Below are 26,081 nucleotides of genomic sequence, written 5' to 3'. Positions count from 1 at the left end.
CTGCTCCCACAGATGCTGCGGTGCACGCGATCCCTGTGGGAGCTGGCTTGCCAGCGATAGGGCCCTGACGACCACCACAAAAAGCCAGGCCATGTACAAAACCATCGAAAACCAGATCCGCCACCACCCGCCGCCGCAATCGGTACGCGCCGAATTCCGCCAGCACGACTTCGAGCGCCTGCGGCATTTCTGCATCCTGGTGTTCTGGCTCAGCATCGGCATCTGGATCCTCTTCGACGTGCTGGTCAGCTTCATCGGCCACCAGGGTTTCTCCTGGCGCTCGGTGGCGCTGATCTGCGCCATGGGCATCCTCGCCGTGGTCCTGCTGTTCGTGCGCAAGGCCGAGCATTTCAGCTGGCTCAACCTGCTGTTCGTCAGCCTGATGGCCTTCGCCGTGCGCCTGGTGGTCGACGGCACGCCGGAGGACCATCAGCCGGCCTGGCTGATCATGGCGGCCTCGAGCACCCTTTACTCCGTGTCGATCCTGCCGGTGCGGCGCTGGTCGTTCTTTGCCTCGGCACTGATCACCTGGCTGCTGCTCAACCCCTTCCAGGCCGAGGGCACCGAACTCTTCGACCTGCGCGGCTGCATGATCATCAGCTACGCCGCCTTCATCACCGGCCTGACCTTCTACAGCTACATCGTCCTGCGCCAGGCCAAGCTGCAGAACTTCCATATGTCGCGGCTACTGCTGGACCAGGCCTACATCGATGTGCTCACCGAAATCCCCAACCGGCGCTCCTTCGTTGCCCAGGCCGAGCGGCACATGGACAAGGAGGCAGCGGATCAAGGCCGCTACCTGGCGATGATCGACGTGGACAATTTCAAGAAGGTCAACGACCAGTACGGGCATGACAGCGGCGACGTGGTGCTCAAGCGCATCGCTGCCAATATCCGCGCGAGCATGGGTGAGTTCGTGTATGCGCGGCTGGGTGGCGAGGAGTTCGTGATCTACCTGTGGGGCCTGGACCAGGCGGCGACCGAGGCGCGGGTGGCGGCGCTGTGCACGCTGGTGCGGGAGACGCCAGGAGAGCACCCGGTGACCGTGAGCATCGGCCTGACCCACATGGACGCCGGGGACAGCCTGGGCAATGCCCTGGGGCGGGCGGATGCGGCGCTGTACGAGGCCAAGCGGACGGGGAAGGATCGGTATGTGCTTTGGCAGCCGACACAGTCCGTGTAGCGGCGTGGCAACTTAACCCAGGCCACCGAACCGCTTGTAGAACCCCTCGCTGACCGCCGGCAACGGCCCGTCCGCCGTTTCCATCGCCGCCTCCAGCCATTGCTCTGCCGGCCCCTGGATGAGTCGGTAGATATTGCGGCACAACTGCCGCGCCGCGCGACCTTCCCAATCCCCTGGCAGCAATTCGTCCGGCAGTTGCGGGTCACGCAGCAGCAGCTTGCGGTATTCGTGGATCAACAGCACCCGCGCCAGGAAGCAGGCCTTGGGGTCCAGTTGCTCCTGCTCCTTGAGGTTCTGCCATAACGGCCGGAACAGCTGGATGAACTCGCTGTAGTGAGCCGCCAGCTCATCGATCTTCCAGCTTTCGCGCACCTGCATGCGCAGGGCCTTGGAAGCCAGCACGTCCTGGGCGGTGGTTTCGAAGAGGATGGTTTCCTCCAGGGCACCCAGGTCCTGCAGGGTGGCGTTGATATCGGCCCGGTCGCAGCGCGGACAACCGAGCACGCCAGGGGAGATGGCGCCGAAGCCCTGCCATTCCAGCTCTTCACGCACCTGCTTGCGCTTGTCCTGGGGCAACTGGGTCAGCACCGCCAGGCACCAGGAACCGTCCCAGGCCGGTGGGTTGGCCGCATAGACACGCTTGAACGCCTTCTCGAAACGCCGCCGGCCGGTGCCGGTCAGGCTGTAGTAGCTGCGCCGCCCGACCTTTTCCGCGGTCAGCCAGTTTTCCTTGGTCAGGCGGAAGATCGAGGTGCGGATCAGTCGCTCGTTGATGCCCATGGGCTCCAGCAACTGGATCAGGCTGCCAAGCCAGACGGTACCGCCCCGGGGTTCGATGGCGTCGCCGTAGAGGGTGATGATCAGGGAGCTGGCGCGGATCGGGGTCTGCTGCTGGAAACGCTCGATCAGGTGGTCCAGGGGAGTGAGGGACGACATAGGCGATCCGCTTGAAAAAGAAAGGAATATACCCGCGCGCCCGCAGCATGACCATGCTCCGGGCGCGCCCACAGGCTCAGGCGCCGCCGGGCAGTTTCGGGCGGACGGCATCGTCACGATAACGGCCACGACCGGCTTCGATCTCGGTCAATGGCTGGCACTCGTGCATGGTTTCCAGGCAGCGCCGGGTCAGTTGCTGGTAGGCACGGGTGCCGGTCTGCTTCCAGGAAACCTCGTCATCGCTCAGGCGCCGGGTGACTTTCGCCGGCGAGCCGAGCACCAGGGACTGTGCCTCGCACTGGAAGCCGGCCTTGACCAGGGCCCCGGCCGACACGATACAGCGCGGCGCGATCCGCGCATTGTCGAGAATCACCGCATTCATGCCGATCAGCGCATCCTCGCCGACCACGCAGCCATGCAGCACCGCACCGTGGCCGACATGGCCGTTGCGCTCGACCACCGTGTCGCTGGCGGGAAAGCCGTGCATCACGCAGGTGTCCTGCAGGTTGGCGCCCTCCTCCAGGACGATCCGCCCGAAATCACCGCGCAAGGCGGCCAAAGGCCCGACATAGCAGTGCGGGCCGATGATCACGTCGCCGATCAGAACCGCCGAGGGATGCACATAGGCGGTCGGATCAATCACCGGGGTCAGGCCATCGATACTGTAACAAGTCATGACGATTTTCCTCGAAAACGATACGCATCAGGCAAGCAGGAAGAATTCCGTATCACTGGTAAAACCCAGTAAACACGGTGCACCGGCACAAAAACACCGATTTATTAGACACATTTATTATTCGACAGTGTTGTTTTTCTGTATCGCATTATGCCTATACTTTGGCGAAAGGGCCAACGAGCCCGTCCAATAAAAAACGCCGGCCCCCGAGGCCAGGCGAGCTTTGCGAGGATCGACGTCATGCCGCACACCCTTGAGGTGCAGGCGCATCAGGCGGTAACCCTGATCACCCTGCATCGTCCGCAAGCACTGAATGCCCTGACCACCGAGCTGCTGGGCGAGCTGGCGGCAGAATTGCAGCGCTGCGCTGCGGATTCGGCCGTGCGCGCCGTGGTCATCACCGGCAGCCGCAAGGCCTTCGCCGCAGGCGCCGACCTCAACGAGATGGCCGAGCGCGACCTGGTCGGCATGCTCGACGACCCGCGCCAGCAGCACTGGCAGCGGATCACCCGCTTCCCCAAACCACTGATTGCCGCCGTCAACGGCTATGCCCTGGGCGGCGGCTGCGAACTGGCGATGCATGCCGACATCCTGATCGCCGGCAACGACGCCCAGTTCGGCCAGCCGGAAATCAACCTCGGGATCATGCCCGGCGCCGGCGGTACCCAGCGCCTGCTGCATGCCGTGGGCAAGTCGCTGGCGATGCAGATGGTCCTGGCCGGCGAAGCCATCAGCGCCCGCCGCGCCCTCGAGGCCGGGCTGGTCAGCGAAATCACCCAACCGGAATTCACCGTCGAGCGCGCTTTGCAGATTGCCCAACGCATCGCCGACAAGGCGCCGCTGGCGGTGCGCCTGGCCAAGGAAGCCGTGCTCAAGGCCCAGGACCTCGACCTTGCCAGCGGCCTGCGCTTCGAACGTCACGCTTTCACCCTGCTGGCCGGCACCGCCGACCGCAACGAAGGCATCCGCGCCTTCCAGGAAAAACGCCGCGCCGACTTCCACGGCCGCTAAGCCCTTTCGCCACCGAGGACAGCCCCATGAGCTTCCAGCACATCCTGTTTTCCATCGAGGCCGGGGTCGCCACCCTGTGCCTGAACCGTCCCGAGCAACTGAACAGCTTCAACACCCTGATGCACCAAGAGGTGCGCGAGGCGCTGAAGATCGTGCAGAACGATGCCGGTGTCCGCGTCCTGCTGCTGACCGGCGAAGGCCGCGGCTTCTGCGCCGGCCAGGACCTCAGCGACCGCAACGTCGCCCCCGGCGCCGAGAGGCCCGACCTGGGCCTGTCCATCGAGCGCTTCTACAACCCGCTGATCCGCACCCTGCGCGAGCTGCCGATCCCGGTAATCTGCGCGGTGAATGGCGTGGCCGCCGGGGCCGGAGCGAATATCCCGCTGGCCTGCGACCTGGTCCTCGCCGCCCGCTCCGCCAGCTTTATCCAGGCCTTCTGCAAGATCGGCCTGATCCCCGATTCCGCCGGCACCTGGGCATTGCCACGCCTGGTCGGCATGGCCCGGGCCAAGGCCCTGACCCTGCTGGGCGAGCGCCTGAGCGCCGAGCAGGCGCTGGAATGGGGCCTGATCTACAAGGTGGTGGACGACGCCGAACTGCGCGACCAGGCCATCGCCCTCGCCCGCCAGCTGGCGACCCAGCCCACCTATGGCCTGGGCCTGATCAAGCGCAGCCTGCACGCCAGCCTGGACAACAGCTTCGAGGAGCAACTGACCCTGGAGCGCGACCTGCAACGCCTGGCCGGGCGCAGCGAGGATTACCGCGAGGGCGTCGCCGCCTTCATGGAAAAACGCACGCCGGCGTTCAAGGGGTACTGAGGCGATGAGCGCATTGAACAAGAACATCACCGTGGCAGTGATCGGCGCCGGGGCCATGGGCGCCGGAATCGCCCAGGTCGCGGCGAGTGCCGGGCACCGGGTCTGGCTGCATGACAACCGTCCGGGCGCCGCCGCCCAGGCCATCGAAGGCATCGGCAGGCAACTGGGCAAGCGCGTCGCCAACGGCAAGCTCAGCGCCGAGGCCCGGGAGGCCTGCCTGTCCGCCCTGCTGCCGGCCGACAGCCTGGAACAACTGGCGGACGCCGGACTGGTGATCGAAGCCATCGTCGAGAACCTGGAGATCAAGCAGGCGCTGCTGACCCGGCTGGAAGCCCTGTGCGCTCCGGACTGCATTCTCGCCAGCAACACCTCGTCGCTCTCCATCACCCGCCTCGGCGCAGGGATGCAGCGACCTGAGCGGCTGGTCGGCATGCACTTCTTCAACCCGGCACCGGTGATGCAACTGGTGGAAGTGATCCAGGGCCTGGCCAGTGACGCCAATGTGGTCGCCACGGTGCTCGCCACCGCCCAGGCCTGGGGCAAGCAGCCAGTGCTGGCGCGCTCGACGCCCGGTTTCATCGTCAATCGCGTGGCCCGGCCTTTCTATGCCGAAAGCCTGCGCCTGCTGCAGGAAGGCGCCGCCGATTGCGCCAGCCTCGACGCCCTGCTGCGCGAGGCCGGCGGTTTCGCCATGGGCGCCTTCGAGCTGACCGACCTGATCGGCCATGACGTCAACTACGCGGTGACCTGCTCGGTGTTCGACGCCTATTACCAGGACATGCGCTTCCAGCCCTCGCAGATCCAGAAGGAGCTGGTGGATGCCGGGCACTTCGGGCGCAAGAGCGGGCGCGGCTTCTATGACTACCGCGAAGGCGCGCAGCGGCCGCAGCCGGTGAGCCTGGGCAGCACGTCAACTGTGCCGGAGGTGATCGTCGAAGGCGATGCCGGGTTGTTGCAGCCATTGCTGGAGCGTTTGGCCGAACACCAGGTGAAGATCCATCGGCGTGCCGGTCGTGGCCTGCTGCGCATCGGCGAGGCCACGGTGGCCTTGAGCGACGGTCGCCTGGCCAGCCAGCGCAGTGCCGACGAAGGACTGGGCCAACTGGTGCTGCTGGACCTGGCGCTGGACTATCGCACCTGCAGTCGGCTCGCCATTAGCTGGTCGGCCGGCACCTCACGCGAGGCGGTGAGCCCGATCGTCGCGCTGCTGAACAAAGCCGGCATCGCCGTCACCCCGCTGCGCGACAGCCCGGCCCTGTGCGTGCTGCGCACCGTGGCCATGCTCGCCAACGAAGCCGCCGATGCCCTGCTGCAAGGCGTGGCCTCGGCGGCGGATATCGACCTGGCGATGCGCGCCGGGGTCAATTACCCGCTGGGGCCGCTGGCCTGGGCCGACCAGCTGGGCGCCGCCACCCTGGTGCGGGTCCTCGACCACCTGCAAGCCGCCTATGGCGAAGAACGCTACCGCCCTTCCCTGCAACTGCGTCGGCAACTGGCCGAAGGAGTGCCTTTTCATGAATGACCGTCTGGATCTGGCCAGCCGCTGCGCCCAGGCCCTGTATGACCGTGACGCCGCCAGCCAGGGCCTGGGCATGCGCCTGCTGGCCAGCGGGCCGGGCAGCGCCACGGTGGGCATGAGCGTGCGCGCCGATATGCTCCAGGGCCACGCCACCTGCCACGGCGGCTTCCTGTTCGCCCTGGCCGATTCGGCCTTCGCCTTCGCCTGCAACAGCCATAACGACGCCACCGTCGCCCAGGGCTGCAGCATCGACTACCTCGCCCCGGCCTTTGCCGGCGACACCCTGACCGCCACCTGCAACGAACTGAGCCGGGGCAAGCGCACCGGGGTCTACGACGTGCGCATCGAAAACCAGCACGGCAAGCTGATCGCCGTGTTTCGCGGCAAGTCCTACCAGATACGCGGCAGCGTGCTGCCCGAGGAAACCCTGAAATGAAAGATGCCCTGATCATCGATGCCGTGCGCACGCCCATTGGCCGTTATGCCGGCGCCCTGAGCGGCGTGCGTGCCGACGACCTCGGCGCCATCCCCCTGCGCGCCTTGATGGAGCGCCATCCGCAGGTGGACTGGAGCCAGATCGACGAAGTGGTCTACGGCTGCGCCAACCAGGCCGGCGAGGACAACCGCAACGTGGCGCGCATGTCCTCGCTGCTGGCCGGGCTGCCGGTCAGCGTGCCCGGCGTCACCCTCAACCGTCTCTGCGCGTCCGGGCTGGAAGCGGTGGGTGCGGCGGCGCGGGCGATCCGTTGCGGCGAGGCCGGGCTGGTGCTGGCCGGCGGCGTCGAATCCATGTCCCGGGCGCCGCTGGTCATGGGCAAGGCCGAGACTGCGTTTTCCCGTCAGGCCGAGCTGTTCGACACCACCATCGGCTGGCGCTTCGTCAATCCGCTGATGCAGCGCGCATACGGCATCGACAGCATGCCGGAGACCGCCGAGAACGTCGCCGAGCAGTTCAACATCAGCCGCGCCGACCAGGACACCTTTGCCCTGCGCAGCCAGCAGCGTGCCGGCGCAGCCCAGGCCAATGGGCGTCTGGCCGAGGAAATCGTTGCGGTGCGGATTGCCCAGCGCAAGGGGCCGGACAAGGTGGTCGAGCAGGACGAGCACCCGCGTGGCGATACCACCCTGGAACAGTTGCAACGCCTGGGCACGCCGTTCCGTGAGGGCGGCAGCATCACCGCCGGCAATGCCTCGGGCGTCAACGACGGCGCCTGCGCCCTGCTCCTGGCCAGCCCGGAAGCCGCCAAGCGCTACGGTCTGAAAGCCCGTGGTCGGGTCGTGGGCATGGCCAGCGCCGGGGTCGAGCCGCGGATCATGGGCATCGGCCCGGTGCCGGCGACGCGCAAGGTCCTGGAACTGACCGGCCTGGCCCTGGCCGACATGGACGTGATCGAACTCAACGAAGCCTTCGCCGCCCAGGGCCTGGCCGTGCTGCGGGAACTGGGGCTGGCCGACGACGATGCGCGGGTCAACCCCAATGGCGGCGCCATCGCCCTCGGCCACCCGCTGGGCATGAGCGGCGCGCGCCTGGTCACCACCGCGCTGCACGAACTGGAACGGCGCCAGGGGCGTTACGCCCTGTGCACCCTGTGCATCGGGGTCGGCCAGGGCCTGGCGCTGATCATCGAACGACTCGACCACTGAATACAGAACGCTCAGCGGCGCCGGGTTATGCTTGGCGCCATGCACTCACAAGAACAACATGCAGAGTGAACCCATGAACATGCAGCTTGCCCCCGCCTCCGTGCTCGACCCGATGGAAACCGCTAGCATCGACCAACTCCGCGCCCATCAGCTGGAGCGTCTGCGCTGGAGCCTGGACCATGCCTATCAGAACGTGCCGATGTACCGCCAGCGCTTCGACGAGCTGGGCGTACATCCGTCCGACCTGAAGGATTTCGCCGACCTGGCGAAATTCCCCTTCACCGTGAAGAACGACCTGCGCGACAACTACCCCTTCGGCCTGTTCGCCGTGCCCCAGCACGACATCGTGCGCCTGCATGCCTCCAGCGGCACCACCGGCAAACCTACGGTGGTCGGCTACACGCAGAAGGACATCGACACCTGGGCCGACCTGGTGGCCCGCTCGATCCGCGCGGCCGGCGGGCGCAAGGGCGACAAGGTGCATGTGTCCTATGGCTACGGCCTGTTCACCGGCGGGCTGGGTGCGCACTACGGTGCCGAGCGCCTGGGCTGCACGGTGATCCCCATGTCCGGCGGGCAGACCGAGAAGCAGGTGCAACTGATCCGTGATTTCCAGCCGGACATCATCATGGTCACGCCGTCGTACATGCTCAACCTGGCCGACGAGATCGAGCGCCAGGGCATCGACCCGCACAAACTGGCCCTGCGCCTGGGCATCTTCGGTGCCGAGCCCTGGACCCCGGAGCTGCGCGCCTCCATTGAAGCCCGCATGGGCATCACCGCCCTGGACATCTATGGGCTCTCGGAGATCATGGGGCCGGGCGTGGCCATGGAGTGCGCGGAAAGCCGCGACGGGCCGACGGTGTGGGAAGACCATTTCTTCCCGGAAATCATCGATCCGGTGACGGGTGAAGTGCTGCCGGATGGCGAGCTGGGCGAACTGGTGTTCACCACCCTCAGCAAGGAAGCGCTGCCGATGGTGCGCTACCGCACCCGCGACCTGACCCGCCTGCTGCCGGGCACGGCGCGGCCGATGCGGCGCATCGACAAGATCACCGGGCGCAGCGACGACATGCTGATCATCCGCGGGGTCAACGTGTTCCCGACCCAGGTCGAGGAGCAGGTGCTCAAGGTCAAGCAGCTCGCTGAATGCTACGAGATCCACCTGTACCGCAATGGCAACCTGGACAGCATCGATATCCATGTCGAGCTACGCGGCGAGCACCAGCAGTTGGGAGAGGCGCAGCAGAAAGAGGTGTGCTCGGAGCTGAGCCGGCATATCAAGACCCATATCGGCATCAGCTCGCGGATCGTGTTGCAGCCGGCGTATTCGATCAAACGGTCGGAGGGGAAGGCTTGTCATGTGTATGACAAGAGAAAGCAGGCTGTTTGAAGACTGAGGCCTGTCTTTCGGGCCTCATCGCTGGCAAGCCAGCTCCCACAGGTACAGCGGTGTTCTCAAGAACAGTGGTGAACCTGTGGGAGCTGGCTTGCCAGCGATTGGCCCTCACTGGCGATGAAACTCTCAGCTCCTGCTCACCAGACTCACAATCACCTCGAACAACTCCCCCCGCGCCTGCTCATCCCCGATCTCCCCGGCCACCGCCGCGCCGGACAGGGCATCGGCGGCCCCGAGCATCCCCCATAACCCCGCCGTCGACAGCGCCCCGGCAAAAGGCCCGAGCACCACCCGGCATTTGCCCAGGAACTCCAGCTGGCACTCGCGCTTCAACCGCGCCAGCTCCGGCGAGCCCTCCAGCGCTGCCAGCACGCCGGGAATCTCCCGCCCCTCAGCCAACACACAATCCACATAACTCTCGGCAATCGCCCGCGCCTTGCCCTTCAGCGTGGCCTCGCCCGCCGCCATCGCGCCGTCGATCAACAGGTTCTGCCGCACCTCGAAATCCCGGTACAACGCCGTCAGTAACCCTTCCCGGGTGCCGAAATGGTCATACACCGTCGGCTTGGTGATCCCCGCCGCTTCCGCCAGGCGCCCGAGGCTCAGGGCATCGGTGCCCTCTTCGGCAATCACTCGCCGGGCCACCTCCAGCAACTGCGCCAGGCGCTGCTCGCGGGTCAGCCGCTTGCGGGTATCACTCATGCCTCAGGTCCTCTTGTCGAACAGCTCGCGACCCAGGCGCCGTGCCGTCTCGATATGCCCCTGGGGGAAATCCTCGTCGGCCTGGGTCAAAAGCACCGAGGATGCCACCCGCGCGCCGCAATAGCCAAAGATCCCGTGCTCGATCTGGGTCTGCATGGCCACCGAGTAGCCGTGCTTGTCGTAGGTGCGCGGGCCGGCGCCGGCAATTGCCACGAGGTGGACCGGCAAGCGCTGCAGCAGTCCTTGCTCGGCCTGGTCATAGGCCCAGCCGCCACTGAAGACCCGGTCGATCCAGCCCTTGAGCAGACCGGGGAACGACCACCAGTACACCGGAAACACCAGCACCAGCGCGTCGGCGCGGTCGATGCGCGCCTGCTCGGCAAGCACGTCTGCCGGGACCGGGGACTGATCGCGGAACAGCGCCAGGTCATCCGGATTGAAGCGCGGATCGAACCCTTCGGCGTGCAGATCGGCGATCTCGAAGCTATGGGGCTGGCTGATATTCGCCGCCAGTTCGGCGGCGACACGCTGGGTAAGGGACTGCGGGTCAGGGTGGGAAACCACGATCAAGGCATGCATGGATCGAACTCCTGCGAGGGCTGAATTGATGTACCAAAGGTATATACGATTGGTACATCTGACAATCCCCCACCCCTCATCGTGCAATGCGATACAAAAACCAATTACGACACGTATTTTTGTGTTTGATATTTGGTTTTGTATCACTTATAACTGTGTCCACGCCCCAAAGCCCCCACGACAAAAAGGCGGGAGACACACATGTACGCACAATTGGTCGAAACCGGCGTCAAGCGCCTGAAGACCCTGGACGAGATGTCCGAACAGGAACGCGCCTTCCAGGAACGCATCGATGCCGAGATCAAGATCGAGGCCAGGAACTGGATGCCGGAAGCCTATCGGCAAACGCTGATCCGGCAGATTTCCCAGCACGCCCACTCCGAGATCGTCGGCATGCTGCCGGAAGGCAACTGGGTCGCCCGCGCCCCGTCGCTCAAGCGCAAGCTGCAACTGATGGCGAAGATCCAGGACGAAGCTGGGCACGGTCTGTACCTGTACAGCGCCATGGAAACCCTGGGCGCTGATCGTGATACAGAAATAAACAAACTCCACAGCGGAAAAGCAAAATATTCCAGCATCTTCAACTACCCGACCCTGAGCTGGGCCGATGTCGGCGCGGTGGGCTGGCTGGTGGATGGTGCGGCAATCGTCAACCAGGTGGTGCTCCAGCGCACCAGCTACGGCCCGTACTCGCGGGCGATGATCCGCATCTGCAAGGAAGAAAGTTTTCACCAGCGCCAGGGCTACGAAATCCTCCTGACCATGATGCGCGAGGGCAACCAGGCGCAGAAGGACATGGTCCAGGACGCGATCAACCGCCTGTGGTGGCCGTCGCTGATGATGTTCGGCCCGAGCGACGAGCACTCGCCCAACAGCGCCCAGTCCATGGCCTGGAAGATCAAGCGCCAGAGCAACGACGAACTGCGCCAGCGCTTCATCGACCAGACCGTGCCGCAACTGGAACTGCTCGGCTGCACCGCCCCGGACCCTGAGCTGAAGTGGAACGCCGAGCGCGGCCACTACGACTTCGGCCAGATCCAGTGGGACGAGTTCTACGAAGTGCTCAAGGGCAATGGCCCGTGCAACCAGGAGCGCGTCGCGACTCGCCGCCAGGCCATCGAGGACGGTGCCTGGGTGCGCGCGGCCGCGGTCGCCCACGCCAAGAAAAAAGCCAATAAAAACGCCGCCTGAGCGCCGCCCGAGGAGATATCGCCATGTCCGAATGGACCCTGTTCGAAGTGTTCGTGCGCAGCAAGCACGGGCTCAACCACAAGCATGTCGGCAGCGTGCATGCCGCCGACGCCGCCATGGCCATCGAGAATGCCCGCGAGCTGTACACCCGGCGCAACGAGGGCGTGAGCCTGTGGGTGGTGCCCTCGGCGCTGATCACCGCCTCTTCGCCCGACGAGAAGGACCCGCTGTTCGCCCCGTCGGAAGACAAGATCTACCGCCACGCCAGCTTCTACGAGCTGCCGGCTGAAGTGGGGCACATGTGATGAATGCGGATCTGATCCAGTACCTGCTGCGCCTGGGCGACAGCGCCATGGTCCAGGCCCAGCGCCTGTGCCAGTGGTGCGGCCGTGCCCCGGCGCTGGAAGAAGAGCTGGCGCTGATGAACGTCGGCCTCGACCTGGTCGGCCAGGCACGCAACTGGCTGGAATACGCCGCCGAGCTGGCCGATGACGGCCGCGACGCCGATCACCTGGCCTTCCGCCGTGACGAACGCGCCTACCGCAACCTGCTGCTGGTGGAGCAACCCAACGGCGACTACGCGGTGACCATCCTCAAGCAGTTCTTCTACGACGCCTGGCATTTCGCCGTGCTGCAAGGCCTGGTCCGTTCCAGCGACGCGCGTATCCAGGGCATCGCGGCCAAGGCGCTGAAGGAAGTCACCTATCACCTGCGCCGTTCCGGCGAGTGGGTCGAGCGCCTGGGCGACGGCACCGAGGAAAGCCGCCAGCGCATGATCGCCGCCCTGCCCCTGGTCTGGCGCTACACCGTCGAGCTGGTGGATGCCGATGCCGTCGAGCAGCGCCTGTTCCAGGCCGGGGTGATCGGCAATCTGCAGCAGATCGCGCTGGACTGGCAGGCGCAGGTCGAAGCCACCTTCGAGCGCGCCACCCTGCCGGTACCGCAAGCGGCCAGCCACTTCTACCTCAGCGGACGCCAGGGCGTGCACAGCGAACACCTGGGCCTGCTGCTGGCGGAGATGCAATCCCTGCCGCGAGCCTATCCCGATGCGACCTGGTGAGCTGATCGCCAGCGACCGCGGCGCCCGCGCTTCGCGGCCCGATGACCTGCGCCAGGCCTGGACGGTGCTGGAACAGGTCATGGACCCGGAGGTGCCGGTGGTCAGCGTGGTCGACCTGGGCATCGTCCGCGGGCTGGACTGGGCCGACGGGCACCTGCAGGTGACGGTGACCCCGACCTACTCCGGCTGCCCGGCCACCGAGGTGATCGAGCAGGACATCCGCGCCGCCCTGGAGCAAGCCGGTTTCCCGGCACCGGCGCTGAACCGCCAGCTCAGCCCGGCCTGGACCACCGACTGGATCAGCGCCACCGGCCGCGAACGCCTGCGCGCCTATGGCATCGCCGCGCCGCTGGGCAGCACGAACAAGCGCAGCCTGCTGGGCGAGTCCGACGTGATCGCCTGCCCGCAATGCGGCAGCACCCACACCGAAGTGCTCAGCGAGTTCGGCTCCACTGCGTGCAAGGCCCTGTACCGCTGCTGCGACTGCCGCGAGCCCTTCGATTATTTCAAGTGCATCTGAGCGCTTGCTGGAGATTTCCCATGAGCCAGTTCCATAGCCTGACCGTCAAGCAAGTGCGCAATGAAACCCGTGATGCGGTGTCGATCCTCTTCGATGTGCCGCGGGAGCTGGGCGAGACCTTCCGTTTCACCCAGGGCCAGTACCTGGTGCTGCGCACCCATCTGGATGATGAAGAAGTGCGCCGCTCCTACTCGATCTGCACCGGGGTCAACGACGGTGAACTGCGGGTAGCGGTGAAGAAAGTCCTCGGCGGGCGTTTTTCCGCGTTCGCCAACGAGGTGCTGGCGGCCGGTGACGTGATCGACGTGATGCCGCCGTCCGGCAGCTTCCATACCGCGCTGGACCCGGCGCGTCACGCTCACTACCTGGCGGTGGCGGCCGGCAGCGGCATCACGCCGATCCTGTCCATCGTCAAGACCACCCTGGAAGCCGAGCCGAACAGCCGCTTCACCCTCCTCTACGGCAACCGCGCCAGTGGTTCGGCGCTGTTCCGCGAGCAACTGGAAGACCTGAAGAACCGCTACCTGCAGCGTCTCAACCTGATCTTCGTGTTCAGCCGCGAGCAGCAGGACATCGACCTCTACAACGGGCGCATCGATGCCGGCAAATGCGAACAGCTGTTCAGCCGCTGGCTGGAGGTGCCGCAACTGGAGGCGGCGTTTATCTGCGGGCCGCAGGCAATGACGGAGACCGTGCGCGATGCCCTGAAGGCCCGCGGGATGGCGGCGGAAAAGATCCACTTCGAACTGTTTGCCGCCGCCGGCAGCGACGAGCGCCGCCAGGCCCGGGAAGCGGCGCGCCAGGTGGATTCGGCGACCAGCCAGATCACCGTGATCAGCGATGGCCGGGCGCTGTCCTTCGAGCTGCCGCGCAATACCCGGAGCGTGCTGGATGCCGGCAATGCCATCGGCGCCGAACTGCCCTACTCGTGCAAGGCCGGGGTCTGCTCGACCTGCAAGTGCAAGGTGATCGAGGGCGAGGTGGAAATGGACAGCAATCATGCCCTGGAGGACTACGAGGTGGCGGCCGGGTATGTGCTGTCGTGCCAGAGCTATCCGCTGAGTGAGCGGGTGGTGCTCGACTTCGATCAGCTCTAAGGAATTTTTCGCCTGTACCGGCCCTATCGCTGGCAAGCCAGCTCCCACAGGGTCGGCGTCGATCAGTGGATCCAGGTTTGACACAAAAACCTGTGGGAGCTGGCTTGCCAGCGATAGGGCCCTGAATGACACCCACAGGCCCGGCGGTACACGCGATCCCTGTGGGAGCTGGCTTGCCAGCGATGAGGCCCGAAAGAACACAGCAATACCCCCAAGCGTGAACGACACAACAACTACAACAAGATCAAGAGAGCGCCCACCCATGACCCCCAGTCATATCGAATCCATCAGCAACCACCCCGACTTCCAGCAACTGGTGCGGCGCAAGCGCCGTCTCAACGGCAGCCTCACCGCCGCGATGCTGGTGATCTACTACGGCTTCGTCCTGCTCGTGGCCTTTTCCCCCAGCAACCTCGGCCAGTCCCTCAGTGGCGGGGTGACCAGCGTCGGCATGCTGGTGGGTGTGCTGATCGTGCTGCTGTCCTTCGCCCTCACCGGCATCTACGTGTACCGCGCCAACAATGTCCTCGATCCGCTCAACGACAAGGTCAAGCAGGAGTGCGCACAATGAACTGGACCGCCATCGGCATGTTCCTGCTGTTCGTCGTCTTCACCCTCGGGGTCACCCGCTGGGCCGCCCTGCGCACCCGCTCGGCCAGCGATTTCTATACCGCCGGCGGCGGCCTGACCGGGATGCAGAATGGCCTGGCGATCGCCGGCGACATGATCAGCGCCGCGTCCTTCCTCGGCATCTCGGCGATGATGTTCCTCAACGGCTACGACGGCCTGCTCTACGCCCTGGGCGTCCTGGCCGGCTGGCCGATCATCCTGTTCCTGATCGCCGAGCGCCTGCGCAACCTGGGCAAGTACACCTTCGCCGACGTGGTCTCCTACCGCCTGGCACAAACCCCGGTGCGCCTGACCTCGGCCTTCGGCACCCTGACCGTGGCCCTGCTCTACCTGGTGGCGCAGATGGTCGGCGCCGGCAAGCTGATCGAGCTGCTGTTCGGCATCAGCTACCTGTACGCAGTAATGCTGGTGGGCGTGCTGATGGTGTTCTACGTGACCTTCGGCGGCATGCTGGCCACCACCTGGGTGCAGATCATCAAGGCAGTGATGCTGCTGTCGGGCACCACCTTCATGGCCTTCATGGTGCTCAAGCACTTCGGCTTCAGCACCGAGGCGATGTTCGCCAGCGCGGCCGCCGTGCACGCCAAGGGCACGGCGATCATGGCCCCGGGCGGCCTGCTGTCGAACCCGGTGGATGCGATTTCCCTAGGCCTGGGCATGATGTTCGGCACCGCCGGCCTGCCCCATATCCTGATGCGCTTCTTCACCGTCAGCGATGCCAAGGAAGCGCGTAAATCGGTGTTCTACGCCACCGGCTTCATCGGCTACTTCTACCTGCTGCTGATCGTCATCGGCTTCGGCGCCATCGTCATGGTCGGCACCGAGCCCGCGTACCGCGATGCAAGCGGCGCGATCATCGGCGGCGGCAACATGATCGCCGTGCACCTGGCCCAGGCCGTGGGCGGCAACCTGTTCCTCGGCTTCATCTCGGCCGTGGCCTTCGCCACCATCCTTGCAGTGGTTGCCGGCCTGGCCCTGTCCGGCGCCTCGGCGGTGTCCCATGACATCTATGCCTGCGTGGTGCGCAAGGGCAAGGCGAGCGAGCAGGAGGAGATCCGCGTATCCCGCGTCGCCACCCTGGTGATCGGCGTGCTGGCGATCATCCTCGGCCTGATGTTCGAGTCGCAGAACATCGCCTTCCTCTCAGGCCTGGTGCTGGCCATCGCCGCCTCGGTCAACTTCCCGGTGCTGTTCCTTTCCATGTTCTGGAAGGGCCTGACCACTCGCGGCGCCGTGGCCGGCAGCCTGGCCGGCCTGGCCTCGGCGGTGATCCTGCTGGTGCTGAGCCCGGTGGTGTGGGTCAACGTGCTGCATCACGACAAGGCGCTGTTCCCCTACTCCAACCCGGCGCTGTTCTCCATGAGCGCGGCCTTCCTGGCGGCCTGGGCGTTCTCGGTCACCGACCGCTCGGCCCAGGCCAGCGAGGAGCGCGGCCGCTACCTGGCCCAGTTCATCCGCTCCATGACCGGAATCGGCGCTGCCGGCGCCAGCAAACACTAATCACGCAAACGACGACTCGGGAATAACAACAATGAACCCCATTCGCCTTCTGGCCGGACTCACCCTGCCCCTCGCCTGCACCCCGGCCCTGGCCGGCTTCATCGAGGACAGCCACGCCAAGATCGAACTGCGCAACCACTACATCAACCGCGATTTCCGCCAGGACAACGCGCCGCAATCCAAGGCCGAGGAATGGGCCCAGGGCTTCACCGCCAAGCTGGAGTCCGGCTTTACCGACGGCACCCTGGGCTTCGGCGTCGATGCCATGGGCCAGCTGGGCATCAAGCTGGACTCCAGCCGCGACCGCCGCAACACCGGCCTGCTGCCCTATGGCCGCAACAGCCTGGAGCCGGCGGACGACTACAGCGAACTGGGCGTGACCGCCAAGGTACGCCTGTCGAAAAGCGTGCTGCGCCTCGGCACCCTGCAACCGCTGCTGCCGGTGGTCACCTACAACGACACTCGCCTGTTGGCGTCCACCTTCAAGGGCGGCCTTCTGACCAGCCAGGACATCGACGGCCTGACCGTGAACGGCGGGCGCCTGACCAAGGCCAACCTGCGCGACTCGTCGAGCAACGACGATATCGGCTACGGCGCGGCCACCAGCGACCACTTCGATTTCGGCGGCGGCACCTACGCCTTCAACCCGCAACTGGCGGTGAGTTACTACTACGCCAAGCTCGAAGACATCTATCGCCAGCAATACGTCGGCCTGGTCCACACCCTGCCGCTGGCCGAGGGCATGAGCCTGCGCAGCGACCTGCGCTGGTTCGACAGCCGTGGCGACGGTGCCGAGCGCGCCGGACGCATCGACAACCGCAACTTCAACGGCATGTTCACCCTGGCAGTGGGCGCGCACAAGTTCAGCGGCACCTTCCAGCAGATGTCCGGCGACAGCGCCTTCCCCTTCCTCAACGGCGGCGACCCGTACACCGTCAACCTGGTCACCTACAACACCTTCACCCGCGCCGGGCTGGATTCCTGGCAGGCGCGCTACGACTACGACTTCGCCGCCCTGGGCATCCCCGGCCTGAGCTTCATGACCCGCTACACCGACGGTCGCCACGCCAAGGCGGCGGGCATCGACAACGGCCGCGAGCGTGAACGCGACACCGATATCGCCTACGTGATCCAGAGCGGCCCACTGAAAAACGTCAGCCTGCGCTGGCGCAACGTCACCTTCCGTTCCGGCAATGGCCTGACCAATGCCCTGGACGAGAACCGCCTGATCGTCGGCTACACCCTGGCGCTGTGGTAACAGCGCCTCTTACAAGAATTGGAGGACACACCGATGTCTGCTGCCCCTACCTTGCAAAGCTTTATCGCCGGTCGCTGGATCGGCCAGCACGGCGCCCAGTCCCTGCGCAGCGCCATCGACGGCCATGTGCTCGCCTACAGCCATGAAGAGCGCCCGGACTTCGCCGAGGCCCTGGCCTGGGGTCGCCAGCAGGGCCGCGCCGGCCTGATGGCCCTGGACTTCCAGCAGCGCGCCGCGCGGCTCAAGGCCCTGGCCCTGTACCTCGCCGAGCGCAAGGAGCAGCTCTATGCCCTGTCCCACCACAGCGGCGCGACCCGGGCCGACAGCTGGATCGATATCGAGGGGGGCAATGCCACGCTGTTCTCCTACGCCGGCATCGGCGCCCGGGAATTGCCCTCGGGCAACCTGGTGCACGAAGGCCCGGCGATCCCGCTGGGCAAGCAGGGCCGTTTTGCCGGCAGCCATATCCTCGTGCCCCGGGCCGGGGTCGCGGTGCATATCAACGCCTTCAACTTCCCGATCTGGGGGATGCTGGAGAAATTCGCCCCGACCTTCCTCGCCGGCATGCCGTGCATCGTCAAGCCGGCTACCGCCACCAGCTACCTGACCGAAGCCGTGGTACGCCTGATCGATGAATCCGGCCTGCTGCCGCCGGGTGCCCTGCAACTGGTGATCGGCGGTACTGGCGACCTGCTGGAGCGCCTGGATGGCCAGGACCTGGTGACCTTCACCGGCTCGGCGGACACCGCCGCGAAACTGCGGGTTACGCCGAACCTGATCCGCAACTCGGTGCCCTTCACCGCCGAGGCCGACTCGTTGAACTGCTCGATCCTCGGCCCGGACGTCAGCCCGGACAGCGAGGAGTTCGAGTTGTATATCAAGGAAGTCGCCCGGGAAATGACCACCAAGGCCGGGCAGAAATGCACGGCGATTCGCCGGGCCATCGTGCCGGCCAAGCATCTGGATGCGGTGGCAACCCGGCTGCGGGATCGCCTGAACAAGGTGGTGGTGGGTGATCCCTCGGTGGAAGGCGTGCGCATGGGCGCGTTGGCGTCCCATGCGCAGCAGGCGGATGTCGGCGAGCGGGTCGAGCAACTGCTGCAAAGCTGCGACCTGCTGTTCGGCGCCCGTGACGGTTTCGAGCCGCGTGGCGAAGGCGTTGCCAACGGTGCCTTCTTCGCCCCGACCCTGCTGCTGGCCCGGGATGCCCATGCCGAAGGCGGCGCCCACGATATCGAGGCGTTCGGGCCGGTCAGCACCTTGATGACCTATGAAGACCTGGATGAAGCGCTCGACCTGGCCGCGCGCGGCAAGGGCAGCCTGGTGGCGAGCCTGATCACCGCTGACCGCGCCGTTGCGGCCAAGGCCGTGCCGGTCGCGGCGGCCTGGCATGGCCGGCTGCTGGTGCTGGATGCTGAAGCGGCGGCCGAATCCACCGGGCATGGTTCGCCATTGCCTCAGCTCAAGCACGGCGGCCCGGGTCGGGCTGGCGGTGGCGAGGAGCTGGGTGGGCTGCGTGCCGTGAAGCACTACCTGCAACGTGCTGCGGTGCAGGGCTCGCCCAGCATGCTGATGGCGGTGACCGGCGAGTACGTGCGCGGCGCCGAGGTGATCGAAACCGAAGTGCACCCGTTCCGCCGGCATTTCGAAGAGCTGCGCATTGGCGAGTCGTTGCTGACTCATCGGCGCACGGTGACCGAAGCGGACCTGGTGAACTTCGGCTGTCTTTCCGGGGATCACTTCTATATGCACTTCGACGAGATCGCCGCGCGGGACTCGCAGTTCGGCAAGCGGATTGCCCACGGGTATTTCGTGCTGTCGGCGGCGGCGGGGTTGTTCGTCAGCCCGGCACCGGGGCCGGTGTTGGCCAACTACGGGCTGGATAATCTGCGCTTTATCAATCCGGTGGGAATTGGTGACACCATCCAGGCGCGGCTGACCTGCAAACGCAAGATCGACCAGGGCAAGAAGAGCCCGCAGGGGATTGCGCAAGGGGTGGTGGCCTGGGATGTGGAGGTGACCAACCAGCTTGGGGAGTTGGTGGCGAGTTATGACATCCTGACCCTGGTGGTCAAAAAAGAGGGCTGACGCCTTCATTGCGCTTGCCGGCCTCATCGCCGGCAACGCCGCTGACTGCTTGGCCGCCGCTCACTTGTCACGCCCCTCCAGCGCCAGCCAGCGCACCCCATACAGGTAGCCCCCGACAATCAGCGGCAGTGCCAGCACACGGTTCCAGTACCACGGCGACTCCGGTTGCATGTCCCCGCTCCAGAACAGCATCACCAGGCCGAAACCCGTGGCGAGGCACAGCAGCACTAGAAGCACCCAGCGAACCGTGCTGAGGAGCTCCGGCGAACCACGCTCAACCTGGGTGTCCGCTGCAGGCCGACCGTCGACTTTTCTCATGGTTGTTGTCCCGACGAAAATTTCCAGGCCCGCACAGTAAAACATCCGACTTGTGAAATTCGAGTCTCAAACCCACGAAAGGAAGTTTCCCCACAACTTTGCGAAACTTCCGAGCCCAAAGGTTATGCCTTGGTTAGCCGGAAGCCTCGCCACTGCTGCCTGCGCAACCATTGCTGCTGTAGCAACAGGGATTCACCAGCCCCCTGCTGCCTGCCTAGCACAGCCGCCCTGTGAAATCCGCTTTTCCAAGCAAAATCAACCACTTGAAAACATGGCACAAACCCTGCTCTAGCCCTGTATCTGCAACGCTCGGGGAGAAGCAGCATGTTCCAGATCAATCCAATCACCAGGGGCATCGGCCTCAGTCTTCTATTGGCCGGCCAGTATCAGTTGGCTCACGCCGATGACGACACCAGCACCACGCCCGCCCTGAAAACCGTGACCGTCACCGCCCAGCACCGGGAAGAAACCCTGCAAGAGGTTCCGGTGGCCGTTTCGGCGGTTCAGGGCACCAGCCTGACTGCCGACGGCGTGCGCGCCATGGGCGATATCACCACCTTCATTCCCAACGCCTCGGCGAAGAACCCGGACGGCGACGGCCGCCCGCGCTGGTATATCCGCGGCCTGGGTACCGGGGATACCGGCGCGGCTACCGTGTACCCGGTGGGCATCTATGCCGACGACGTTTACCTCAACGCCCCGGTGGCCGGCGGCGGGCCGCTGTTCGACCTGGAGCGCATCGAGATCCTGCGAGGCCCGCAAGGCACCCTGTACGGCAAGAACACCACCGCCGGCGCGGTCAACGTGATCTCGAAGAAGCCGACCTTCGATACCGACGGCTACGGCACCATCGGCTTCGGCAGCAAGAACGAACGCATCCTCAACGGCGCCATCGGAGGCTCCCTGGTGGACGATCGCCTGGCCGGCCGGGTTTCGCTATATTCCGAGGAGCGCGACGGTTTCACCCATAACCTGAGCAACGACCAGACCTACGGCGACGTGAACAAGAAGGCCGTGCGTGTGCAGTTCCTGGCCAAAATCAATGAAGACCTGGAAGCCCTGCTGAAGATCCACGGCCGCGAGTTCAAGGGCGATGGCAGCAGCGGCTCGCTGACCCTGGGACGTTATTACAACGTTGGCTACCAGCGTCCGGCCGGTCGCAAGATCGAGCTCAATACCGACGAGGACTACAAGCTGGACCACAGCGGCACCTCGCTGACCCTGAACTGGAACCTCGGCGACTACACCCTGACTTCGATCACCGCCTACGACCATATCCGCAACCAGTCGCTGACCGACGCCGACTACACGCCCTACGAGGTCAACGGCGCCAGCGACAACGACAGCCTCTACGACCAGTACTCCCAGGAGTTCCGCCTGGCCTCCTCGCCCCAGGAAACCCTGCGCTGGATGCTCGGCACCCATTACTTCCACGAGACCCTGGACAACAGCACGGTACGCAGCATCATCCCGGGCCCGACGCCCAATGGCACCGGCTCCAACCAGACCGGTGGCGCCGTGGATTATCGCAACCTCGACTACACCCACCGCACTGATAGCTACGCGCTGTTCGGCAACCTGGCCTATGACTTCACCGATAACCTGACGGTCACCGGCGGCCTGCGCTGGACCACCGAGAAGAAGGATATCGACCTCGACCTGACCCAACTGACCCGCGCCACCGCCAACGGCCCGCTGATCCCGCTGGCCGCCGCCGGCAGCAACGGCAACCGCGAGGAAAGCAAGCGCTGGGAGGCCTGGACCTACGACCTGACACCGGAATACCGGATCAACGACAACCTGCGGGTGTTCTTCCGCTATGCCCACGGCTTCCGTTCCGGCGGCTTCAACACCGGGTTGTCCACCAGCCTGGCGCAGTTGACCACGGTGGATCCGGAAGAACTGGATGCCTATGAGCTGGGCCTGAAGTCGGAGTGGTTCGACCATCGCCTGACGGTCAACGCCAACGTCTTCTACTACGACTACCAGGACATCCAGGTGAACCTGCTGACGGTCAACAGCGGTATCCTCACCACCGCCCTGACCAATGGCGCCAAGGGCAAGGTCAAGGGTGCGGAACTGGAGATCGAGGGCCAGCCCACCGATCGCCTGCACCTGCGCGGCGCGCTGTCGTTCCTCGATACCGAATACACCGACTTCAAGAACACCAACCCCAACACCGGTGCGGTCACCGCCGACTACAGCGGCAACAGCTTCGTGCGTTCGCCGCGCTACGTGGTGTCCCTCGGCGCCGACTACACCTTGCCGCTGGATATCCCCGGCAAGCTGGTGGCCGGTGGCGATGTCAGCTTCCGCGACAAGGAATATTTCCTCGCCGACCGCCAAAGCAGCGCCGACGCGCCGCTCAACCAGCCCCACTACACCCTGGCCAACAGCCGCCTGACCTGGTTCAGCGCCGACGAAAAGCTCAGCGTCACCGGCTTCGTCAACAACCTCACCGATCGCCGCTACCAGGTCCACGGCCGCCCCAACGGCACCGCCGGGCAGTACGTGATCACCTATGGCGACCCACGCACCGTCGGCCTGAGCGTTACCAGCCGGTTCTGACCCCCGTTTTCCGGCGATCCAGCGGGTCGCCGGCCCCTCTTGCGTGTTACAGGAGTAGTCCCCCATGTTCCGTCCCGATCCCTTGGCCGGCGCCATCGCGCTGGTCATCGGCAGCCTTGCCGTGCCCGTCGTCCAGGCCCAGGAGCCCGCCAGTGGCGCCGCTGCGAAGAACGACAAACTCGATACCGTGGTCGTGGTCGGCACCCGCCGCAGCGATGTCACCGCCCTGGAAAGCGCCGCGCCGGTCGATGTGCTCAGCGCCGAGAAGCTTGAGGAAACCGGAGCCAAGGACCTGTCTGGTGCCCTCACCGCCCTGTCGCCATCGTTCAGCTTCCCGCAGTCGCCCCAGGGCGCCTTCGCCGGTTCCATTGCCCAGGGCGCTTCATTGCGCGGCCTGGCATCGGACCAGGTGCTGGTGCTGGTCAATGGCAAGCGCCGCCACAGCAGCGCCAACGTCACCCGCCAGAGCCTGGCCAATGGCCGTGGCGCAGCGGCAGTGGACCTGAGCCTGATTCCGCTGAGCGCGGTGTCGCGGGTGGAAATCCTGCGTGACGGCGCCGCCGCCCAGTACGGCTCGGATGCGATTGCCGGGGTGATCAATATCGTCCTCAAGGAAAACGACGACGGCGGCAGCATCGGCTACCGCTTCGGCGGCTACGACAAGGGCGACGGCCTGCAGCGCAAGCTCAGTGGCTGGAAGGGCTTTGCCCTGCCCAACGACGGCTTCCTGACCCTGTCCTTCGATGCCGGCAACCAGGACCCGGCCAGCGATACCCGCCCGGACAACCGCATCTTCTATCCTGGCGACACCAGCGTGAACACGCCCCGCGAGCAGAACAACCGCTACCGCACCTGGCGCTGGGGCTCGGGCGGGGTCAGCGACCAATACAACCTGGTGGCCAACAGCGAGATCGGCATCGGCGAGGGCCTGACCGCCTACGGTTTCGCCACCTACTCGCACAAGAACACCGATGCCGAAGGTTTCTTCGATCCGCCCACCACCCTGCGCAGCAACTACGGCAGCGTGGCCCTGTCGCGCTACCCGGACGGACGCCTGCCGATCACCCGCTATGCCCTGGAGGACTACGCGGTTACCGGCGGCGTGCGTTACGAAGACGAGCAACTGGGCAAGTTCGACCTGGCGGCCAACTACGGCAATGACACGCTGAAATCCACCGATCGCGACGCGATCAACCCGAGTTGGGGCGTAAACAGCCCGTACAACATCTACACAGGCGAAAGGGAGAACGAGCAGACCAACCTGACCCTGGACTGGGTCCGCGACTTCCCCACCGACCTGCTGGCCAAGCCGCTGACCGTTTCGGCAGGCCTGGCCTGGCGCAAGGAAAACTACACCCTGACCGCTGGCGAAGCGGCGGGCTGGCAGAACGGTGCGCTGTTCAACACCCTTGATCCGCTCACCGGGCGTCGTCTGCCCGGCTATTACTCGGGGATCACCAACGTCGACGCCGCCTCGCTGGAGCGCAAGGTATTCGGCGCCTACCTGGACCTCGAAGGGCAGATCACCGACAAGTTCCAGGCCGGCCTGGCAGTGCGTTCCGAGCACTATTCGGACTTTGGCGACACCACCAACGGCAAACTCTCGCTGCGTTATGACTTCACCCCGCAGATCGCTGCGCGAGGCAGTATCAGCAGTGGCTACCGGGCGCCGTCGCTGGTGCAGAGCGGCTTGTCGTCGTTCAGCGTGCAGGTGGTCGAGCAACCCTCGGGCAGCGGCAACTGGGTCGAGGTGCAGCAGCGCACCCTGCGTGCCGACAGCCCGGAAGCGGCGCTGCTGGGCGGCCGGGCGCTGAAACCGGAAGAGTCGACCAACTACTCCCTGGGCCTGGTCTGGCGGCCATTGACCAATGCCTCGCTGAGCATCGACGCCTACCGCATCGATATCGACAACCGCATCACCCTCTCCGACCAGTTGCCGTCCAGCGTGGTCGGGCCGATCTTCGCCGGCACGCCCTACGCCACTATCCAGAGCGCGGCGTTCTACACCAATATCGCCGACACCCGCACCGATGGCATCGAGCTGAGCGGCCAGTATCAACTGGACCTGGCGGCCTATGGCCGGCTGGACCTGAATGCCGGTTTCGCCAAGACCCGCACGCGGATCACCGACCTGCGGGATGTCGGCGGGATCAGTGGCGAGCAGATCGTCGGGCGCGCGACCCAGGGCCTGATCGAGCACGGCACGCCGGACAACAAGCTGACCTTCAGCGCCAACTGGCTGTATGAGAACTGGGGGCTGACCGTGACCCAACGCCGCTATGGCGAATGGAAAAGCCTGAACGCCAGCAACCCGGCGCTGGACCAGACCTTCAGCCCGCAATGGGTCACCGATCTGGACCTGAGCTATCGTTTCGACCTGGGGCTGAAGCTGTCGGTGGGCGCGATCAACCTGTTCGACAGCCATCCGGACAGGCTGAAAGGCGCGCAGTTGTATGGGGTGCCGAAGTATTCGATCACTTCGCCGGAGGGGGCGCAGGGGGCGTTTTATTACACCAGTGTGAGTTACGACTTTTAAACGAGGATGATCGAGAGCCGCGCTTGCGGCTCTTCTTGGCTGTCTCTGTCACATCTGCCTCAATCCTGGGGGCTGTGGCATAAGTCGCCATGCCTCTCGAGCCAAGCAGGACATCCATGGTCACTCGCAGAACCATCATTCCCGACCCGGTCGAGAACTCCATCGAAGAGCTGCAGCCTAGGCAACTGGACGCACTACGTGCCAGCACCTTGATCGGTGTCATGCAACTCGATGCTGGGGAGTTTGATGAAGTCGACCTTGAAGACCTGGAGCACTACCTGAGAGGGCTGTGAAATCATGTATTGATGTGGCGCACCAGTTGTCACACCAATAGCATAAACGACGCGGACCCTGTGGGAGCTGGCTTGCCAGCGATGAGCATGGGTATCTACACATCTCTCAGTCTCCATGCTGAGTGCTGTTGCTCTGGCTCTGGCTCTGGCTCTGGCTCTGGCTCTGGCTCTGGCTCTGGCTCTGGCTCTGGCTCTTGATCTTGATCTTGATCTTGATCTTGATTGTCCCGGCCTTCAGGAGGCTGAGTGGAGCGCTGATGGAGGGGGTGGAGGGCCATGGATGGCCCGGAAAGCGCCATAGGGCAGGAGCCCGTATGGCGCGGCCCCCGGAATCAGTGCGGAAGGAAGGGACCCGGAGCGAAGCGTAGGGCCGGATGCGGGCCGGGAGGCCTTTTGCTTCCTTTTGGGCCTTTCCAAAAGGGAGTCGCCGTAAGGGCGAAAAGGTGACTAAATGTCACCATCATGAATGGATATGCTCGCAAAATCAGGACCTGAGCACGAAGCGACGGGTGCGGAAATCGGGGGCATATCCATTACATGCAGCGCCCCAGAATC

At 65.1% G+C, this 26,081-nt stretch carries 23 protein-coding genes and 1 pseudogene; 19 read left to right on the top strand and 5 right to left on the bottom strand.

The features are described 5' to 3' along the window. The first annotated feature begins 91 nt into the window (after window positions 1–91). A complete protein-coding gene (locus PSEMO_RS16925; RefSeq protein WP_075804143.1) occupies window positions 92–1,183 on the top strand; it encodes a GGDEF domain-containing protein in 1,092 nt (363 codons plus the stop codon). Window positions 1,184–1,195: 12 nt separating this feature from the next. On the opposite strand, the gene paaX is transcribed toward PSEMO_RS16925, so the two are convergent. Beyond that, entirely contained in the window at window positions 1,196–2,119 is a 924-nt protein-coding gene (paaX, locus tag PSEMO_RS16920) for a phenylacetic acid degradation operon negative regulatory protein PaaX (protein ID WP_075804142.1), read from the bottom strand. A gap of 76 nt (window positions 2,120–2,195) precedes the next feature. Then, window positions 2,196–2,795, bottom strand: coding sequence for a phenylacetic acid degradation protein PaaY (gene paaY / locus PSEMO_RS16915; RefSeq protein ID WP_075804141.1), 600 nt, complete (start codon window positions 2,793–2,795; stop codon window positions 2,196–2,198). A 240-nt stretch (window positions 2,796–3,035) separates the two neighbouring features. Here paaY and paaF point away from each other — a divergent pair, with 240 nt between their 5' ends. The 6 genes from paaF to paaK all read left to right on the top strand — a co-directional run bounded on the left by paaF (window position 3,036) and on the right by paaK (window position 9,180). Continuing rightward, on the top strand, window positions 3,036–3,806 hold the full coding sequence (gene paaF, locus PSEMO_RS16910) for a 2,3-dehydroadipyl-CoA hydratase PaaF (RefSeq protein WP_075804140.1): 771 nt from the start codon (window positions 3,036–3,038) through the stop codon (window positions 3,804–3,806). 26 nt (window positions 3,807–3,832) lie between these two features. After that, window positions 3,833–4,624: a 2-(1,2-epoxy-1,2-dihydrophenyl)acetyl-CoA isomerase PaaG gene (paaG, locus tag PSEMO_RS16905; RefSeq protein ID WP_075804139.1), complete on the top strand. Its 792-nt coding sequence runs from the start codon at window positions 3,833–3,835 to the stop codon at window positions 4,622–4,624. Between the two features lie 4 nt (window positions 4,625–4,628). Beyond that, window positions 4,629–6,146, top strand: coding sequence for a 3-hydroxyacyl-CoA dehydrogenase PaaH (gene paaH / locus PSEMO_RS16900; RefSeq protein WP_075804138.1), 1,518 nt, complete (start codon window positions 4,629–4,631; stop codon window positions 6,144–6,146). Then, on the top strand, window positions 6,139–6,579 hold the full coding sequence (gene paaI, locus PSEMO_RS16895) for a hydroxyphenylacetyl-CoA thioesterase PaaI (RefSeq protein ID WP_075804137.1): 441 nt from the start codon (window positions 6,139–6,141) through the stop codon (window positions 6,577–6,579). Before paaH ends, paaI begins: the two co-directional genes overlap by 8 nt. Then, a complete protein-coding gene (gene pcaF / locus PSEMO_RS16890; RefSeq protein WP_075804136.1) occupies window positions 6,576–7,787 on the top strand; it encodes a 3-oxoadipyl-CoA thiolase in 1,212 nt (403 codons plus the stop codon). Before paaI ends, pcaF begins: the two co-directional genes overlap by 4 nt. Window positions 7,788–7,860: 73 nt before the next feature. Further along, entirely contained in the window at window positions 7,861–9,180 is a 1,320-nt protein-coding gene (gene paaK / locus PSEMO_RS16885; RefSeq protein WP_075804163.1) for a phenylacetate--CoA ligase PaaK, read from the top strand. A gap of 132 nt (window positions 9,181–9,312) precedes the next feature. On the opposite strand, the gene PSEMO_RS16880 is transcribed toward paaK, so the two are convergent. Beyond that, window positions 9,313–9,888: a TetR/AcrR family transcriptional regulator gene (locus tag PSEMO_RS16880; protein WP_075804135.1), complete on the bottom strand. Its 576-nt coding sequence runs from the start codon at window positions 9,886–9,888 to the stop codon at window positions 9,313–9,315. A gap of 3 nt (window positions 9,889–9,891) precedes the next feature. Beyond that, complete coding sequence (locus PSEMO_RS16875) at window positions 9,892–10,467, bottom strand: NAD(P)H-dependent oxidoreductase (RefSeq protein WP_075804134.1); 576 nt, start codon at window positions 10,465–10,467, stop codon at window positions 9,892–9,894. 201 nt (window positions 10,468–10,668) lie between these two features. Between PSEMO_RS16875 and paaA the strand changes: the two genes are divergently transcribed. From paaA to paaZ, 9 genes and pseudogenes are all read left to right on the top strand, one after another. Beyond that, window positions 10,669–11,658 (top strand): 1,2-phenylacetyl-CoA epoxidase subunit PaaA, encoded by a 990-nt coding sequence (paaA, locus tag PSEMO_RS16870; RefSeq protein WP_075804133.1) that lies wholly within the window; start codon window positions 10,669–10,671, stop codon window positions 11,656–11,658. Between the two features lie 23 nt (window positions 11,659–11,681). Beyond that, complete coding sequence (gene paaB / locus PSEMO_RS16865; RefSeq protein ID WP_075804132.1) at window positions 11,682–11,963, top strand: 1,2-phenylacetyl-CoA epoxidase subunit PaaB; 282 nt, start codon at window positions 11,682–11,684, stop codon at window positions 11,961–11,963. Next, entirely contained in the window at window positions 11,963–12,718 is a 756-nt protein-coding gene (gene paaC / locus PSEMO_RS16860; protein ID WP_075804131.1) for a 1,2-phenylacetyl-CoA epoxidase subunit PaaC, read from the top strand. The genes paaB and paaC overlap by 1 nt, the downstream gene beginning before the upstream one ends. Further along, window positions 12,705–13,238 carry a 1,2-phenylacetyl-CoA epoxidase subunit PaaD gene (paaD, locus tag PSEMO_RS16855; RefSeq protein WP_075804130.1) on the top strand — a complete coding sequence of 178 codons (534 nt, stop codon included), beginning with the start codon at window positions 12,705–12,707 and terminating at the stop codon, window positions 13,236–13,238. The genes paaC and paaD overlap by 14 nt, the downstream gene beginning before the upstream one ends. A gap of 20 nt (window positions 13,239–13,258) precedes the next feature. Further along, entirely contained in the window at window positions 13,259–14,335 is a 1,077-nt protein-coding gene (gene paaE / locus PSEMO_RS16850) for a 1,2-phenylacetyl-CoA epoxidase subunit PaaE (protein WP_075804129.1), read from the top strand. Between the two features lie 262 nt (window positions 14,336–14,597). Next, window positions 14,598–14,906, top strand: coding sequence for a DUF485 domain-containing protein (locus tag PSEMO_RS16845; RefSeq protein ID WP_075804128.1), 309 nt, complete (start codon window positions 14,598–14,600; stop codon window positions 14,904–14,906). Then, a pseudogene (locus tag PSEMO_RS16840) lies at window positions 14,897–16,465 on the top strand (cation acetate symporter); the annotation flags it as partial. The gene PSEMO_RS16845 and the pseudogene PSEMO_RS16840, both read left to right, overlap by 10 nt. A 31-nt stretch (window positions 16,466–16,496) precedes the next feature. Beyond that, window positions 16,497–17,723, top strand: coding sequence for an OprD family porin (locus PSEMO_RS16835; RefSeq protein WP_075804126.1), 1,227 nt, complete (start codon window positions 16,497–16,499; stop codon window positions 17,721–17,723). Between the two features lie 33 nt (window positions 17,724–17,756). Next, window positions 17,757–19,811, top strand: a complete 2,055-nt coding sequence (gene paaZ, locus PSEMO_RS16830; RefSeq protein ID WP_075804125.1) for a phenylacetic acid degradation bifunctional protein PaaZ — start codon at window positions 17,757–17,759, stop codon at window positions 19,809–19,811. Between the two features lie 60 nt (window positions 19,812–19,871). Here paaZ and PSEMO_RS32975 read toward each other — a convergent pair whose 3' ends face one another. Next, window positions 19,872–20,129 carry a hypothetical protein gene (locus PSEMO_RS32975; RefSeq protein WP_144443587.1) on the bottom strand — a complete coding sequence of 86 codons (258 nt, stop codon included), beginning with the start codon at window positions 20,127–20,129 and terminating at the stop codon, window positions 19,872–19,874. 324 nt (window positions 20,130–20,453) lie between these two features. On the opposite strand from PSEMO_RS32975, the gene PSEMO_RS16825 reads away from it, so the two are divergent. From PSEMO_RS16825 to PSEMO_RS33525, 3 genes are all read left to right on the top strand, one after another. Next, the gene (locus PSEMO_RS16825; RefSeq protein ID WP_075804124.1) at window positions 20,454–22,697 is read left to right on the top strand and encodes a TonB-dependent receptor; all 2,244 of its coding nucleotides are present in this window, start codon (window positions 20,454–20,456) and stop codon (window positions 22,695–22,697) included. Window positions 22,698–22,761: 64 nt separating this feature from the next. Beyond that, window positions 22,762–25,233 (top strand): TonB-dependent receptor plug domain-containing protein, encoded by a 2,472-nt coding sequence (locus PSEMO_RS16820; RefSeq protein WP_075804123.1) that lies wholly within the window; start codon window positions 22,762–22,764, stop codon window positions 25,231–25,233. Window positions 25,234–25,349: 116 nt separating this feature from the next. Then, a complete protein-coding gene (locus tag PSEMO_RS33525; RefSeq protein WP_178392012.1) occupies window positions 25,350–25,526 on the top strand; it encodes a hypothetical protein in 177 nt (58 codons plus the stop codon). The last annotated feature ends 555 nt before the right edge of the window (window positions 25,527–26,081 follow it).

This window comes from Pseudomonas putida, assembly GCF_001941965.1.
GTDB lineage: Bacteria > Pseudomonadota > Gammaproteobacteria > Pseudomonadales > Pseudomonadaceae > Aquipseudomonas > Aquipseudomonas putida_L.
The sequence above is the reverse complement of the archived record's forward strand: the minus strand, read 5'-3'. Positions and strand labels throughout refer to the sequence as shown.

Excerpts from the sequence above, each read along its gene's own strand:
- PSEMO_RS16925 (WP_075804143.1), top strand. The coding sequence starts at position 92 with ATGTACAAAACCATCGAAAACCAGATCCGCCACCACCCGCCGCCGCAA.
- paaX (WP_075804142.1), bottom strand. The coding sequence starts at position 2,119 with ATGTCGTCCCTCACTCCCCTGGACCACCTGATCGAGCGTTTCCAGCAG.
- paaY (WP_075804141.1), bottom strand. The coding sequence starts at position 2,795 with ATGACTTGTTACAGTATCGATGGCCTGACCCCGGTGATTGATCCGACC.
- paaF (WP_075804140.1), top strand. The coding sequence starts at position 3,036 with ATGCCGCACACCCTTGAGGTGCAGGCGCATCAGGCGGTAACCCTGATC.
- paaG (WP_075804139.1), top strand. The coding sequence starts at position 3,833 with ATGAGCTTCCAGCACATCCTGTTTTCCATCGAGGCCGGGGTCGCCACC.
- paaH (WP_075804138.1), top strand. The coding sequence starts at position 4,629 with ATGAGCGCATTGAACAAGAACATCACCGTGGCAGTGATCGGCGCCGGG.
- paaI (WP_075804137.1), top strand. The coding sequence starts at position 6,139 with ATGAATGACCGTCTGGATCTGGCCAGCCGCTGCGCCCAGGCCCTGTAT.
- pcaF (WP_075804136.1), top strand. The coding sequence starts at position 6,576 with ATGAAAGATGCCCTGATCATCGATGCCGTGCGCACGCCCATTGGCCGT.
- paaK (WP_075804163.1), top strand. The coding sequence starts at position 7,861 with ATGAACATGCAGCTTGCCCCCGCCTCCGTGCTCGACCCGATGGAAACC.
- PSEMO_RS16880 (WP_075804135.1), bottom strand. The coding sequence starts at position 9,888 with ATGAGTGATACCCGCAAGCGGCTGACCCGCGAGCAGCGCCTGGCGCAG.
- PSEMO_RS16875 (WP_075804134.1), bottom strand. The coding sequence starts at position 10,467 with ATGCATGCCTTGATCGTGGTTTCCCACCCTGACCCGCAGTCCCTTACC.
- paaA (WP_075804133.1), top strand. The coding sequence starts at position 10,669 with ATGTACGCACAATTGGTCGAAACCGGCGTCAAGCGCCTGAAGACCCTG.
- paaB (WP_075804132.1), top strand. The coding sequence starts at position 11,682 with ATGTCCGAATGGACCCTGTTCGAAGTGTTCGTGCGCAGCAAGCACGGG.
- paaC (WP_075804131.1), top strand. The coding sequence starts at position 11,963 with ATGAATGCGGATCTGATCCAGTACCTGCTGCGCCTGGGCGACAGCGCC.
- paaD (WP_075804130.1), top strand. The coding sequence starts at position 12,705 with ATGCGACCTGGTGAGCTGATCGCCAGCGACCGCGGCGCCCGCGCTTCG.
- paaE (WP_075804129.1), top strand. The coding sequence starts at position 13,259 with ATGAGCCAGTTCCATAGCCTGACCGTCAAGCAAGTGCGCAATGAAACC.
- PSEMO_RS16845 (WP_075804128.1), top strand. The coding sequence starts at position 14,598 with ATGACCCCCAGTCATATCGAATCCATCAGCAACCACCCCGACTTCCAG.
- PSEMO_RS16835 (WP_075804126.1), top strand. The coding sequence starts at position 16,497 with ATGAACCCCATTCGCCTTCTGGCCGGACTCACCCTGCCCCTCGCCTGC.
- paaZ (WP_075804125.1), top strand. The coding sequence starts at position 17,757 with ATGTCTGCTGCCCCTACCTTGCAAAGCTTTATCGCCGGTCGCTGGATC.
- PSEMO_RS32975 (WP_144443587.1), bottom strand. The coding sequence starts at position 20,129 with ATGAGAAAAGTCGACGGTCGGCCTGCAGCGGACACCCAGGTTGAGCGT.
- PSEMO_RS16825 (WP_075804124.1), top strand. The coding sequence starts at position 20,454 with ATGTTCCAGATCAATCCAATCACCAGGGGCATCGGCCTCAGTCTTCTA.
- PSEMO_RS16820 (WP_075804123.1), top strand. The coding sequence starts at position 22,762 with ATGTTCCGTCCCGATCCCTTGGCCGGCGCCATCGCGCTGGTCATCGGC.
- PSEMO_RS33525 (WP_178392012.1), top strand. The coding sequence starts at position 25,350 with ATGGTCACTCGCAGAACCATCATTCCCGACCCGGTCGAGAACTCCATC.